At 52.4% G+C, this 13,732-nt stretch carries 10 protein-coding genes and 1 CRISPR repeat array (1 of these 11 running past the window's edge); of the genes, 3 read left to right on the top strand and 7 right to left on the bottom strand.

The window, feature by feature from the left end; genetic code table 11:
• Positions 1-4,472: direct repeats of the CRISPR family, unit length 29 nt; unit sequence CCCTCAATCGGACTAGCTGGAATTGAAAT (it extends 3,808 nt beyond the left edge of the window).
• A gap of 676 nt (positions 4,473-5,148) precedes the next feature.
• Positions 5,149-5,466 carry a hypothetical protein gene (locus ACFSDX_RS17830; protein ID WP_382315992.1) on the bottom strand — a complete coding sequence of 106 codons (318 nt, stop codon included), beginning with the start codon at positions 5,464-5,466 and terminating at the stop codon, positions 5,149-5,151.
• 1,045 nt (positions 5,467-6,511) lie between these two features.
• On the opposite strand from ACFSDX_RS17830, the gene ACFSDX_RS17825 reads away from it, so the two are divergent.
• Positions 6,512-6,943 carry a hypothetical protein gene (locus ACFSDX_RS17825; protein ID WP_382315990.1) on the top strand — a complete coding sequence of 144 codons (432 nt, stop codon included), beginning with the start codon at positions 6,512-6,514 and terminating at the stop codon, positions 6,941-6,943.
• 158 nt (positions 6,944-7,101) lie between these two features.
• Here the strand turns inward: ACFSDX_RS17825 and ACFSDX_RS17820 are convergent, their stop codons facing one another.
• A complete protein-coding gene (locus tag ACFSDX_RS17820) occupies positions 7,102-8,067 on the bottom strand; it encodes a hypothetical protein (protein WP_382315988.1) in 966 nt (321 codons plus the stop codon).
• 255 nt (positions 8,068-8,322) lie between these two features.
• Here ACFSDX_RS17820 and ACFSDX_RS17815 point away from each other — a divergent pair, with 255 nt between their 5' ends.
• On the top strand, positions 8,323-8,673 hold the full coding sequence (locus ACFSDX_RS17815; RefSeq protein WP_382315986.1) for a hypothetical protein: 351 nt from the start codon (positions 8,323-8,325) through the stop codon (positions 8,671-8,673).
• A gap of 1,278 nt (positions 8,674-9,951) precedes the next feature.
• Positions 9,952-10,500 (top strand): hypothetical protein, encoded by a 549-nt coding sequence (locus ACFSDX_RS17810; RefSeq protein WP_382315984.1) that lies wholly within the window; start codon positions 9,952-9,954, stop codon positions 10,498-10,500.
• Positions 10,501-11,050: 550 nt separating this feature from the next.
• Here ACFSDX_RS17810 and ACFSDX_RS17805 read toward each other — a convergent pair.
• The 5 genes from ACFSDX_RS17805 to ACFSDX_RS17785 form a co-directional block, all read right to left on the bottom strand.
• Positions 11,051-11,356 carry a porin family protein gene (locus ACFSDX_RS17805; protein WP_382315982.1) on the bottom strand — a complete coding sequence of 102 codons (306 nt, stop codon included), beginning with the start codon at positions 11,354-11,356 and terminating at the stop codon, positions 11,051-11,053.
• Between the two features lie 76 nt (positions 11,357-11,432).
• Positions 11,433-11,819, bottom strand: a complete 387-nt coding sequence (locus tag ACFSDX_RS17800) for a hypothetical protein (RefSeq protein WP_382315980.1) — start codon at positions 11,817-11,819, stop codon at positions 11,433-11,435.
• 138 nt (positions 11,820-11,957) lie between these two features.
• A complete protein-coding gene (locus ACFSDX_RS17795) occupies positions 11,958-12,485 on the bottom strand; it encodes a hypothetical protein (RefSeq protein ID WP_382315978.1) in 528 nt (175 codons plus the stop codon).
• A 631-nt stretch (positions 12,486-13,116) separates the two neighbouring features.
• Positions 13,117-13,428 (bottom strand): hypothetical protein, encoded by a 312-nt coding sequence (locus ACFSDX_RS17790; RefSeq protein WP_382315976.1) that lies wholly within the window; start codon positions 13,426-13,428, stop codon positions 13,117-13,119.
• 10 nt (positions 13,429-13,438) lie between these two features.
• On the bottom strand, positions 13,439-13,630 hold the full coding sequence (locus tag ACFSDX_RS17785) for a hypothetical protein (RefSeq protein WP_382315975.1): 192 nt from the start codon (positions 13,628-13,630) through the stop codon (positions 13,439-13,441).
• Positions 13,631-13,732 lie beyond the last annotated feature (102 nt).

The raw sequence follows: 13,732 nt of genomic DNA, 5'->3' as shown, positions 1-13,732 counted from the left end.
TCGTGGCCAGCATCGGTGCGCCCCTCAATCGGACTAGCTGGAATTGAAATATGCACGTGACGGCCTGCTCGAGGAGCTGGGCCGGACCCTCAATCGGACTAGCTGGAATTGAAATTACTGTCCAACCTCGACCAGGAAAGCGCCGCCTACGCCCTCAATCGGACTAGCTGGAATTGAAATAAGGACTACAGCGGCTATCTGAACTACGTGGGGCTGCCCTCAATCGGACTAGCTGGAATTGAAATCGCCTACCCCGCCTACTTCTACGCGCCGCTCAAGGCCCTCAATCGGACTAGCTGGAATTGAAATTCTTTGCTGTCCAGCTGGGGCCGGTTGGCCTTCACCCCCTCAATCGGACTAGCTGGAATTGAAATACCACTACACGACGGTCGAGTTCGACGCCTCCGCCGGAACCCCTCAATCGGACTAGCTGGAATTGAAATTAATGGCGATGCCAGCCGCGCCGTTATCGCTGGTAACCCTCAATCGGACTAGCTGGAATTGAAATGCCGCATTAGTGTTGACCTCCTCTCCACTCAACAGGCCCTCAATCGGACTAGCTGGAATTGAAATTAGTCGAGGCCGCTACGCTGCCCCACCACGGACCACCCTCAATCGGACTAGCTGGAATTGAAATCGATGAAAGCCTGGGTGCTGAATAGCCCGCTGGGGCCCCTCAATCGGACTAGCTGGAATTGAAATACGTGTATTGGTTGCTGCGCCGCGTGCTCACGATGCCCTCAATCGGACTAGCTGGAATTGAAATGCAAGTGCCTGGCCAGCCTGCACCTCAGCCCGGCGACCCTCAATCGGACTAGCTGGAATTGAAATTGCGTCATGCCCGGCGGGGGCCAGGTGTCGAGGGGGCCCTCAATCGGACTAGCTGGAATTGAAATTCATAGTCTGGAAAACGCCCCTCAATAGCCTTTCCGCCCCTCAATCGGACTAGCTGGAATTGAAATCTGGTTAGTGGCTGGCTACTACCATCCGAGTAAGCACCCTCAATCGGACTAGCTGGAATTGAAATTTAACTTGTTTACGTCTACTTTTCTAGATTCGTAACCCTCAATCGGACTAGCTGGAATTGAAATAGGGTCACGGCGCCGAAAAAGCGAGCCTCCTGCTCCCCTCAATCGGACTAGCTGGAATTGAAATATTTCGTCCACCAAGCCACTCTCCAGGGCGGTGTTGGCGCCCTCAATCGGACTAGCTGGAATTGAAATGACCTACTTGCAGCTCTACTACTCGATTAACAACATCCCTCAATCGGACTCGCTGGAATTGAAATTGGTTTTGCGCACCTCGGCCAGGTTCCGGGAGTACTCCCTCAATCGGACTAGCTGGAATTGAAATTATCGATGCCAACCAAGGGGCGTCGCACGATGGTGCCCCTCAATCGGACTAGCTGGAATTGAAATTTCTGCTTTAGGAGCCGGATGCCCTCGGTCAGTGAACCCTCAATCGGACTAGCTGGAATTGAAATGTCGTCTGCACGAACAGGACAGACCCGTTTTTATGCCCCTCAATCGGACTAGCTGGAATTGAAATTTCTGCGCCGTGCCGCCGAGCTTCGCGCCGTTGGTGCCCTCAATCGGACTAGCTGGAATTGAAATGCGAAACGGTGTACAGCCGCCCGGACGTGGAAAAGGCCCTCAATCGGACTAGCTGGAATTGAAATAGTTTGCAAAGTTCAATCAGGGGACCGGCAAGGCTGCCCTCAATCGGACTAGCTGGAATTGAAATAGCAGCGCCAGGCCCGCGGGCTCGGCGATAGCCACGACCCTCAATCGGACTAGCTGGAATTGAAATTGACAATTACCGTGACAGCCACCATAGAAAGAGCACCCTCAATCGGACTAGCTGGAATTGAAATTAGTAGAGGACGGGTAGGCCCAGCACCTGGGCGCGGGCCCTCAATCGGACTAGCTGGAATTGAAATAAGCGACAGACTTTATCCGGGGTTGGGAATGGAAAACCCTCAATCGGACTAGCTGGAATTGAAATAACTATGTATTTGTTGAGCTTGGCGGCCACGAATTTCCCTCAATCGGACTAGCTGGAATTGAAATTACATATCCACGTTGTTGCCGGCATAACCCGCCGGCCCTCAATCGGACTAGCTGGAATTGAAATAGGGTTGTGAGATAATCTGGTAGTACGCTGACCATACCCTCAATCGGACTAGCTGGAATTGAAATTGGGAATGAGCTCGGCCAGCAGCAGCCAGGCCCCGACCCTCAATCGGACTAGCTGGAATTGAAATTGTCGAGCACGTAGAAGGTGCCATCGGGCGACCAGGCCCTCAATCGGACTAGCTGGAATTGAAATTGGGAGGAATGGCTGGAGCGGATACCGCACCCGCTCCCCTCAATCGGACTAGCTGGAATTGAAATTGATGGGCGCGCTGCTCACCACTTCAAAGGCCACGTCCCTCAATCGGACTAGCTGGAATTGAAATAAGTAAAATAGCCTAGGTGATGGAATCGAAAAAACTCCCTCAATCGGACTAGCTGGAATTGAAATACGTGGACCGCACGGACGACCAGGCGGACGACAACCCCCTCAATCGGACTAGCTGGAATTGAAATTGGCCTGCGCCTGGCAGCCGCCGGTGCGGGTTTCCTCCCTCAATCGGACTAGCTGGAATTGAAATATGCACCAGGCGCCCCGGGGGCGGTTGCCCTGCCGCCCCTCAATCGGACTAGCTGGAATTGAAATCCGCTTGCGGCTGCGCCACCAGGTACTGCTCCCCGCTCCCTCAATCGGACTAGCTGGAATTGAAATAGGTCGCGTATTTCAAGCAGAAGCTCGGCGTTACGCCCTCAATCGGACTAGCTGGAATTGAAATGTGGGCACCATCACGTCGTAGCCAATGCGGAACGGGCCCTCAATCGGACTAGCTGGAATTGAAATTAAACACGTTACTCGTCTGCACGTCGCCGGCACCCACCCTCAATCGGACTAGCTGGAATTGAAATGACGTAGTAGCCCTGCACCAGCTGCAAGCGGCGCACCCTCAATCGGACTAGCTGGAATTGAAATTCAGGCGAACGGGACCCTGGGGTGCCAGGCCCACCCCCCTCAATCGGACTAGCTGGAATTGAAATATGGTAAAAACTTCTCGGTTACGGCCAGCCGCGTGCCCCTCAATCGGACTAGCTGGAATTGAAATTCGATACGCAGCTGGTCCACGTAGGCGTGAATCAGCCCCTCAATCGGACTAGCTGGAATTGAAATATGGCTACGAGGCCGTGGACGTGACGGAGCTGCGCGCCCTCAATCGGACTAGCTGGAATTGAAATTAGCCGGACTTCGCGGCCAGGGCCAGCAGGTGGCCCCCTCAATCGGACTAGCTGGAATTGAAATTTTTTGTTAATCCACACGCTACCCTCGTAAGTGGGGCCCTCAATCGGACTAGCTGGAATTGAAATTTGTTGCGCGTGCCGAGCACCCGGCCCCCGCCGCTCCCTCAATCGGACTAGCTGGAATTGAAATGTGTAGCCGGCTTTGAGGCTGGTAAGCCGGAAGGTGCCCTCAATCGGACTAGCTGGAATTGAAATGCGGTAGCGCTCGGCTAGCTGCACGGTGTGGCTGTCCCTCAATCGGACTAGCTGGAATTGAAATTGGCCGCCGGTCGAGTAGCGCGAAGACATCATGGCCCCCTCAATCGGACTAGCTGGAATTGAAATATGCTCAAAAAGCCCGCGAGAAAGCGCGCAAGGAGGCCCTCAATCGGACTAGCTGGAATTGAAATGCCTGCCCACCGAGGCGCCGGCCCTGCTCGTGGATCCCTCAATCGGACTAGCTGGAATTGAAATTAGCCAATCGATTCGTGGTAGCGGCCAGCGGCCCCACCCTTAATCGGACTAGCTGGAATTGAAATGGGATGCTGCTGGCGCCCGTGCAGGCGTGGGTGCGGCCCTCAATCGGACTAGCTGGAATTGAAATTAACGAGGTCCAGCTTGTCTGAAGCAAACAGGTCCGCCCTCAATCGGACTAGCTGGAATTGAAATAAGTGCTCCAGGACTGAACCCAGGCTTTCGATGGCGCCCTCAATCGGACTAGCTGGAATTGAAATACGTGTTCAAGGCGATTAACGAGCTTAGTAATACCCCCCTCAATCGGACTAGCTGGAATTGAAATATACTCGCCGGCGCCGCTCGGGGGCGAGGGCAGGGCGCCCTCAATCGGACTAGCTGGAATTGAAATCGGTACTCGCGCTCGCCGGCGTACACCTCGGGGTAGTACCCTCAATCGGACTAGCTGGAATTGAAATTGAATAAACAAAAAACAATACGCGGTTATTGTATCGCCCCTCAATCGGACTAGCTGGAATTGAAATGAGCTTCACGGGGCCGGCCGCAGTGCCCGCGCCCACCCTTCAATCGGACTAGCTGGAATTGAAATTCATTTTGCCGAATAAGGCCAGCGTATCATAACCGCCCCTCAATCGGACTAGCTGGAATTGAAATACCACTATAAAAGAAGGAAAGTAGCATCATGCCACCGTCTACTTCCTCTCCTTGCGCTGCACGTCGTCCAGGGCAAGGAGGGGAAGTAGCGTCATGCCTGCCTCCTACCACCAGTCCAATCCTCAAAACGGCACGTTCGTAAATACGCCTTGTTGAAGGTCAATGAAATACCCGCCATAGATGGGATCATAGCCCGCCGCGGAAAAGGTACCCGATACCACCCCGTTACCCGTGCTGCTCACCGTGGCAACGGCATCGGGAAACAGGATGCTGAGCCGGTTATTGACAAAGAAATAGAGTTACTGGAGCTGATAAGCGGAAGTCGGCTGACTAGTAGGCTTTACAAACGCAAGGCGAAGCACCTCTGGGCCACTCGCGGGCTGAGGCGTCGTGGTCAGCTGTAGCGCTAGATAATCCTGGCCCGCAGTAGAGGTGAGGGAAGCGGCGACCTGGCAAGTTTTGGACTGGCCAGCCATGCTATAGCTACCCGTATTTAGTGCTGGCGTGGGGTCGCCCTGCTTTTTGGAGCAGCCCAACGTGCCGAACAGTAGTAGGCCAGTAGCTAGGGAGGAAATCAGTAAGTGTCGTTTCATAGGGAGTTAGTTCAGCCTAGTATACCCGCCGCGTCGCAGGTTGATGATTTTCCCTTCGAGGCAGTAGAGCTTACATGCTGTTGCTAAATCAAAATGAACCGCTTGGCATCCGTCAGTGCCTCCACTGGCAAGTAATAAGTGGTCGTATCGGTCGAGAAGCCAGTGCCTCTTCTGTTGCCCCGCCTTACTGTAAGCCAATGAAGCTGCTCCTGCAGCACGACTACATCGTCGCCGGGCTTCAAGGAAAGTGTGCGGTGACCAGGTAGTGCGAGGGTATCGGCGGGGTGCCGGTAGAGGGCAGCACGGTGCGCCAGGATAAAGCCGTGCATATTTAGCAGCGGCTGCTGGGCCAGCGCAACGACCGGAGCATGCAGAATAGCGGTAAATAGGAAATAACGCATTAGTTATGGGGGATTATACCCACCACGCAGCAGACTTAGCGTTTCGGCCTGCGAGGCAGTAGAGGCGTTTTTGGAAGCAATGATAGTATCCTTGGCCGCCACGAGCTGCTGGCTCTGCTCCAGGGCCCTGCCAGCACCCGATGAGGCGTGGCGGCTGAGGATTGGGGCGAGGGAGTAATAATGTACTCCTTGTTTAGTAGGGGAAGCGACCGCCTCGCCGGTGCTGTCTCGTGAATGTAAGCGAGTAGGGTGGAGCGGGTAGAGTCGGTACCCTTACGCTAGCACTACGAGCGGACATTCACGGGCTTTGAAGGTTCATTCAACGACTGTGAAACTGGAGGGGCTAGCTGCTGTCCTATTGCAGTAAACGTTCAACTAGTAGCCAACGCGCGTTCATGGCTTTCTTTCCTCTTCGGTACGACTTGCTTTGGCCCCTTGGCTTAGCCCTTCTCCGACATGAAACACGCGACCGTGTTGCTTCTGCCCGGCGCTATACCACGCTTTGTAGAGTAAGCGCCCTCAGAAGTAGACATACAGTTCGTGGCGGTTGTCTGCGGCCAGCACCGCTTGCGTGAAAAAGGAAACCATGCGCAAAAGATAAGCGACGCCCCCGGAAGTAGCAGGCAGTGTATAACCTTTGTCTATGACACAACTCCATGACCAGCCGCTGGAAGCCGATGAACTCGATGTGTGGGTAACGTATGACCTAGCGCCTGAAGGCGGACCTGCACAACGGGTTCCGCACTAGCATGTGGGGTAGTAAAGGCTATGCGGCCGCCATCCTGTTTGTCGAGATAGGCGCTACTGCGCTCGTGCCGGGCCATACCAAGCGGGTACGGGTGTACACCCTTAATTCGGCCAACTTTGCGCAATGGATCGCCACGGAAAAAGTGTACTGGGGTCCCCTCAAGCGGCCCTTCGGCACGTTAGCGCTTGCTCCTCCAGCGGGAGTAGAAATCTGCCGTTAAGGCCAGTCCGAGAACGAAAGTTATGTTAGGTTGCGTAAGGGTAGCGTCTCGTTCCGACGTACCCTGCACCTGTTACCATGAGACATTCGCTCGTCTTTCGCTGGCTCGCTGCGTTGCTCCCGGTGGGCTTCTTCGCGCTGCTGTATTCCCCTTACCTCTACTTCTTTTACCAGTATACGCCTATTACGCCTCGCATTTTTCAAAGCTGGGGGTATGGCTTAGGGAGCTTTTTGTTGCTGATGCGCTTAGTCAACTTAGGCGCGGCTCGACAACAGGACGCCAAGGTCCTCCTCACGTGGGCGCTAGTGGGCTACAACTTGCTCATCTTGCTCGTTGTCTGGCTGGCTGCGGGCACGCTGTGGGCCTTCTTTGAGTTCTTCATGCCCTTTCGGCAAAACATGATCAGCCATATTTTCTTGCTCTTGTTGCTTTCGCTAGCTGGGTCTCGGCAAATCCTGCTGTACTACGGGGCTAACAGGGAGCCCGTCAACGCACCCCCTAAAACGTAGCTTACCCACCACTATCGGCAACCGAATCGGTCCAGCGTAAAAGATAAAACGCGGGACTTGTCGACTGACAAGTCAGCGCTCCCAACAGGGAGGAGCGCTTTCGCCCGTCTTTTTATATGCTGTGATTGGTCGTTTCCAATATGTAAAAAAGATATTTTCTATTTTGCTACCCCGAATCTATTCTGCTTAAAATCAAGCACAACGACGCTCTTTTGGAAGAACGCATTGCCGGTAGAGGCTTCAATCTGCTCGGCTTTCATAAAGTCTAAATGGCGTTGGTCACGGGTGAACCAGGCTTGCGCAACTGGTAGCTGATACGCTCCTAAGTAGACCGGAGCCTGCACCGGGGCCGCGTAGAAAGGCACTTGCTTGCCCCAAGAGCCCACGACGAGTGTATCGGTCGGCGGGCCTGGTTGGACGAGCCCTTGCCACGTCTGTTCATCCGTCGTGAAGGGAAACAAGCTCGCGCCAGTGTCGAATAAGACCCAGTAGGTGTGTTGCTTGATGGTCAGCGGAATCTGCATGCGGTTGTTCTTGACCCGACTGCTGACAAAGCTGGTTTTGGCCCGCCAGTAGGCGTCCACTGAATCAAGTACGCACATCCGTTGCTGCGGATAGTCGATAATGAGCACTTTACCGGCCAGAAAATCGCCGCCGATGGTCCCCACCAACTTCTGCGAAGTAGTGTGCAACGAATCCAGGGGAACCGCATCGCCATACTTGGCATAGAGCAAGGGATGCGCTACTTGGGCTCCACCAAATGTCACCGGTAGGCCCGTCGTGTGGTAGTGTCTAATTCCGGTGTCGGTCGTGCCTCGGTGGGTAGTATCTACCTGCGCATAGAGTTGCGAACGGGTGGGGAAGTAGTTTCTCAGCGCGTTCTCATACAGGACCGTGGCGTCACTACCCAAGTCAAATTGCGTGACAAAGTTGGCCTGTAAGTCCTTGATTTTAACCGGTATTAAGATAGCAAATTGATACTTTTTGCCTTTTAGCTTTGCCGTATACCACGTAAAAGGAAACCAGGAATAGGAGGCGGGAAGCCGGGTAGAAGAACGGGGCACCGCGCAGGCACTGAGCAGCACGGAAACGGCTAGGAGTAGTGGTCGAAAAGAAAATGACATGCAGAAAAAATAGTAGTGCAGCAAGGTAAGCGAAGTATTTTCAGACGAGCCGTTCCTTATTCAGCCAGCTTGTATCACTGGCGCAGGGGAAGCAGCCTGGTATTATTTGAAAAATACTATACTGGCCGTATCCAAGTAGAAGACCAAAACCCGTACTTATTCCGGGAGTTATCCGGTAAGCAACATTATGTTAATCAACTATTTAAAGAATTATCTTTTAGATTTGAAATCATAAAAATTTAGATAAGTGCAATTTTGGCAAAGAGTAAACAGGCAAAAAAAGCAAGTTTTGATATCCAAGATTGGCTAGGCATAGTCATCTTAATACTTTTATCAGCCTACTTCCTCCGAACCTGCACTCGTTGGCATCAAGAGGCAGTGGCCTTATCACAAGGAGTTTTCACAACGAAAGCAGTGGTAATTGATAAGAAGAACTACTTGGGTAATAGCCCGGTATCGCGCCAATTTGCTTACTCCTATCAGTTCACTTTAGAGGGGAAAAACTATGAGGGTGATTCTCATGATCCAGCGTTACACATTGGAGATAGCATTTTGGTGGATTACGCACCGAAAAACCCGGCTTACAATCGAGTGCATAACCAGTGAGATTATAAGGGCCTACTATCAAGCACTCGTCATTGCTTCTAGCAGCCCAGCTTGTCACATTTCTTAAACCAACCTTGACAACTGACTAGGGCTGGCATTTTAATAAATAGCTGATTATGGCTTCTGCTGAGCTTGCCTTCGTTCTTGCCACAACTCAGCTGCCCAGGTTGGTAACTGTGTCAGAAGGCGTCGATGCAAGGTAGAGTCGCCACTCAGCTTTAACTGCGCCTCCAGCATAGACAAGCGGTGAAACTTAGTTAAGTTGGTCGGTTGCTGTGCGTGCCAAGAGGCATCCAGCGAACCAGAACCCGGCAGCGGCGCGGCCCATTGTACGCCAGGCACCAGCGGCATCACCAGGGCCGTCCGCCACGACCCTCGGACCGGGAAACGAGGTAGCGGCTGGTCCCAGGGAACATAGCGTTGCTGTACGACGACTTGGCTGCCTCGGCGAAATAATATCTGGGAGGTACGCCATTCCTCGGGACGAGCAAATAGCCACGTCAGGGGTGCTAAGATGTCTGACCAGGACTTGGCCGGTGTTTGAGCCACTGTTGTTGGCAGCCAGAAAAAGAGCACGGCTAGCAGCGGTCCCCAAGCGAGCCACGGCACTGTCTGCCAAAGGAAGCGCGCGCGAGGCCAGCGTGCTTGCAGTAGCCCACAGGCCGGAAAGACCAAGGCATAGAGTCCCCACCGTGGCACGTTCTCTAAAGGCAAGGGGACCAATTCCACAGGTGTGAAGATGCTCAGGCCCACTAAGACTAAGCTCCCTAGCCAGCCTACGACTATCCAGTTAGAACGCCAGAACCGTCGGCATCTCATCTGCGTGCACTCCACCTTATTAGCAGAAATCAGTAAAGTGAGAAATTAGCTGTTTAGGGGTAGACTAGCTCAACAAGGTGCAGTGTCTGTTGCAGAACTCAGTCGAGGAGCTAATAGGAGGCCACTGGTAACTAAAGGAAGCCTGCTTACTAGCTATAACGCTCCTTTTTATAGGTTCCTAGACTAGTCGCGACCGCTTATTGACTTAGTTTGATAGTTCTGCAACAGCCACTGCACCTTACGGAGGCACCCTTTTTTGACTTCCTGCCCCCCCTCCGCAAGCCAGAAGCGCACTTGTGGCGGACTTTCTGAGCCCCCAGAGGATGCGCCTTCCTGGTTCAAGTTCGAATCTCAATTGTCACCGTAGCTGGGCCATCTTATTTTGCTTTCTTTTTGCTCTCTGAATAAAGTATAAGTGTTTTAATATACTATATTGTCTTTCCAAATACGCCTCTAAATGTGGACTGGTCATTAGAAAACTTGACAAAAGGGCTGGCCTTAATTGGTAGCCTGCTAGGCTTCTTTTCGTTTGTCTGGGCCAATATGCTGTCCCATTTACAACTCGATGTTACGCTAACCAGTGACGAGGAGCGAGTTAAACCATTGGTATTTACTCTAACAGTTGAAAATAAAGGCGTTGTCGCTAAAAAAATTGACTACGCTTTTTTACTAATCTCGCCTGAATTATGTCCCTTACACACGGCGCTCGCCTCGGTGCTGCAAGTAGCAGGCGCTAATAAAACGATTATTCAACTGCTTAAAGCATTAGAAGCGGATGAAGAGGCTGTTGTCCTAAGCACCCAAGCTGGAATCATTGTTATGCCGTTGCCTTTCTTTTATAAAGAGCAGTTTCAAGTGGGTAACGAAAAAGTAAAATATCTCTGTTCGCTGGATCGTTCCCAGCTTCCTGCTGAAAGTACTTATCAGGTTCGGTTCGTCACGGTCAGCCATCAACTCGGCGGCTTATACCTGCGCTACCGCTTAACGTGCGACTTATTTTTCAACTAATCAACTGCTGTGCTATGTCTGGTGGAGGGTTTGGCTTTGAATTATCCGGTAAAAGCTGGTTACTGGCGTTATTAATTTCCCTCGGATTACTAGCGGGTAGCGTCAAGGGATTTATAGAAGCTTTTTCCGGCCACAGCACTTTAATAGCTGTTGTGCTATTTATTCTTTCTACCCTTGGCTTGGTCTCTGGCCTCATCCTAGCGGTAGTGGTTTTTATGAGCTCAAAGTAACTGTCAAGGAGAGGAGCCAGGAGAAAGTCGCACCCAGATGCAGTTTATTCGTAGGTGGACACAATTGTATTACTTGCCTTTCGAGTGGGGTTGCGCATTCATTTTTGATGCCAACCCTAGTGCGAACTCGAAGAGGTAATTTTTACACAAAGACTGAAGCGAAGGCTTAGCAGCATTTGTGGGAGCTTATTTTCCCGACTTTGTTTTTCTGTTACTGCTTATGGACAGGCACTCTCCAAAAAAGGACCGTGGCTGTTGTAGAACTGCACGCTAGTTCGAGCAGCGAGCCCAATTGGCACGCAAATCTGCACAAGGCAGCATTACTGCTGGTTTGAGAGTCTAATTTGGTCGTTAATTGCCTGCTGCGAGTAGAGTACCGCGGGCTGCACGAGAAAATGACCGAAGCCGATGGCTCCTCCTACGCCAACCTCAAGCCCTGGCCGGTAGCTCGTGTTGGTGGTAATCGTAACACCTTGGTTAAGTAACTGCTCATCGGGAGCAAAGCGCGCGGTCGTGACGTTGAGGCCCGCTTTCGGCCCAACCCGAAAGGTGACTTGCGCGTGAGCGCGCAAGGCTAGTCCCAACAGACTGCCGATGGCTAGGTAGGTGGTAAGATGTTTATTCATAGGTGTGTTAGGCCAGTTATATATTCCCCCGCGCAGCAGACGCAATGTCCTTGACCTGATGGGGTACGCAAAGCGGTCACTTCTGCTTGATAAAGACCAGTGCACCCCCCTTGTGGATAGGCCGCAGCGATAGCGTCTTAGCAGTCACGCCATTCAACTCGTAGCAGGTGACTTCCTTGTTGCTAAGCTGCGTGAGCTGCAAATAGCTGGTGCTCTCCTCCACAGGTACCTGCTCGCCACACTGAGGTGATGTATTGGATAAGGTGTAACGGTCTACCTCGGAAGCCTGCCCGCTATAGTACTGCGTGCAGATAGCCTTGGTAAACACGAGCTTCCAGTTCTTATCTGTTTCACAAACCCAAGTGCCGAGAATAAGCTGCTGGTCGGTGGCCGGAGGAGGGACAAAACCCAAGCAGCTAGCCATAACTAATAGGCTGATGGGTAAACGCAGGAAGGTGGGCATAAAGGAGAAGGATTGGGTCGGGCAATTATGTCCACTGTGCAACAGACGAAATTTTACCTTTTGCCGCCGTAAGCGCCTAGTGGCACGTGCTAAGCGCTGCGGCTAGCGCGAGGATAAGTAGGCAGCAAGAAATTGCTGCTATAATGTTCTGCGTTCAGGCAAGGAGTATATTCTGATTTTTTCAGCTGAGTCGGCTATGAATAAGGCTACATTTTCCTCTCCGAACTTTTGGTGCTCCAGTAGCTGGGCGACCAAGTATTGAAAGTGAAATTGGTAATATTTGCGTTTGTCTGACTCCTGGCGTAATGCTAGAATCTTAGGACTGAGTATGCGCCAAGCATCTATGATACTTCTCCCAGCCATTTGGTAGATTTCGTCTACATCGATATAGCCCTTGTGCAAGAGCATGCCGATATGATTTAGCAAAAAGGTATACTCTCTGAATGGCTCAAAATTCATCGTGGAGCTACCAGTACCCAAGGTGGTAAGCAAGGTTCTGGCTTCAATGAATTTGGCCTGTCTAAATTCAGTAAATACCTCGAATAGCACTTTCGACTTGTGCGATTTGGCCGAATAGTAGATGCTGTAGACGGTGCCTAGTGAGGCAACTACAAATGCAACTACCGATACCAGTAACGACGGGATGTCCTTGTCCTCGATGGTCATAGCTCACAAGCGGTTTAGCTGCTTTAGGGAGGTGATTTTTAGAGCAAGTTACTGAGAGAAAATTAGTTGGGGCGAGGAGTCTGGCTGGTTAGCCGGGTGTATAGAATAGCTAAGGCAGGGGAGCGGCAGTGAATACGCCATCGGTGAGAATGCTCTGCCCGCTAGTGAGGTTGACACGGCCAATGCCAGAGAAGGTGCCAGAAAAGGAAGTGGGACCCGCGGCCTTCACCGTCGCGATACTACTGGTAGAGGGATACGAGGAAGCAACGTCGTAAGTGGCTTGTCCTTGTCTATAAACAATGGTGTACAGGTGGTAGGCGTCTACAGAGGTCTTCTGAAAATTAAGGATAACGGAACGAGGGTCACCTAGCGAGGGTGTTGCTTCCGTGATGGTGATGTACAGTTCCTGTAGTGTCTGGCCATTTTGGTGAACGGAGCCGAGAGCGGCGCGAGCCGTACCTTAATGACCACGCCATCGCGCGTAAAGCTGCCTGTACCGTCGGTAGGTAGGGGACCGTCTTTTCTGGAGCACCCCAGCATACTGAATAGCAGTCCGGCAGCTAGCAGGGATTTGGAAAGTAGATATAGAGGCATATCAACTAGGTAAGGCAGGCGCGCAGCAGGATGTTGCTTAACGAGTAATTTCTACCCCACGAGCCTCTCGCTCCCGCAGGTAGTAGGTAATGCTAGTGTTAGGCGTGTCGCGGTAGCTGCGGTTGACAAGAAGCCAGTGCGGGGCGCCCATACCTAGTAGCACGACGTGCTCGCCAGGGCGCAGCTGCAGCGCCGGGCGCGCAGCCGCCGAATCGGCTAAGCGCTCATAAAGCAGGGCGGAGTTGCTCAGCTTGATAGTCGTGCTGTGTATAAAGCGAGTAGTAAAAGAGGGCTGCGACCACGCCGCTACAGGCAGCAGAAAGGCCGCAAAAGCGATGAGCAGATGCATGGCATCATCCCTACTTCTTAATAACCTTGTGCGGCAGAACCGTATCCGTCGGCTTGCTTTGCTGCACCATCTTTTGCCCAAGGGTTTTGGCCGGCTTCGCCCTTGGCGCAGCCGGGGTGAGCTTATCGGGCGAGGTGGCGGGCGTTTGCCCGTGGGCAGCGAACAGCAGCGCGGAGAGGGCGAGGGTAAGTAACGTCTTCATAGGTGGTAGCGAGTGCGTTGCAAGTTAAGGAATGGGTAGGCGCAGGTCCTAAAAATAGAGTGTAGCTGTATAAAAAAGGCCCCAGTAACCTGCGTTGCTGGA

It is taken from the genome of Hymenobacter bucti, from assembly GCF_042681145.1.
Taxonomy (GTDB): Bacteria; Bacteroidota; Bacteroidia; order Cytophagales; family Hymenobacteraceae; genus Hymenobacter; species Hymenobacter bucti.
The sequence above is the reverse complement of the archived record's forward strand: the minus strand, read 5'-3'. Positions and strand labels throughout refer to the sequence as shown.

Coding starts and splice junctions, on each gene's coding strand:
- ACFSDX_RS17830 (WP_382315992.1), bottom strand. CDS start 5,466: ATGCGTTATTTCCTATTTACCGCTATTCTGCATGCTCCGGTCGTTGCG.
- ACFSDX_RS17825 (WP_382315990.1), top strand. CDS start 6,512: ATGAGACATTCGCTCGTCTTTCGCTGGCTCGCTGCGTTGCTCCCGGTG.
- ACFSDX_RS17820 (WP_382315988.1), bottom strand. CDS start 8,067: ATGTCATTTTCTTTTCGACCACTACTCCTAGCCGTTTCCGTGCTGCTC.
- ACFSDX_RS17805 (WP_382315982.1), bottom strand. CDS start 11,356: ATGAATAAACATCTTACCACCTACCTAGCCATCGGCAGTCTGTTGGGA.
- ACFSDX_RS17800 (WP_382315980.1), bottom strand. CDS start 11,819: ATGCCCACCTTCCTGCGTTTACCCATCAGCCTATTAGTTATGGCTAGC.
- ACFSDX_RS17795 (WP_382315978.1), bottom strand. CDS start 12,485: ATGACCATCGAGGACAAGGACATCCCGTCGTTACTGGTATCGGTAGTT.
- ACFSDX_RS17790 (WP_382315976.1), bottom strand. CDS start 13,428: ATGCATCTGCTCATCGCTTTTGCGGCCTTTCTGCTGCCTGTAGCGGCG.
- ACFSDX_RS17785 (WP_382315975.1), bottom strand. CDS start 13,630: ATGAAGACGTTACTTACCCTCGCCCTCTCCGCGCTGCTGTTCGCTGCC.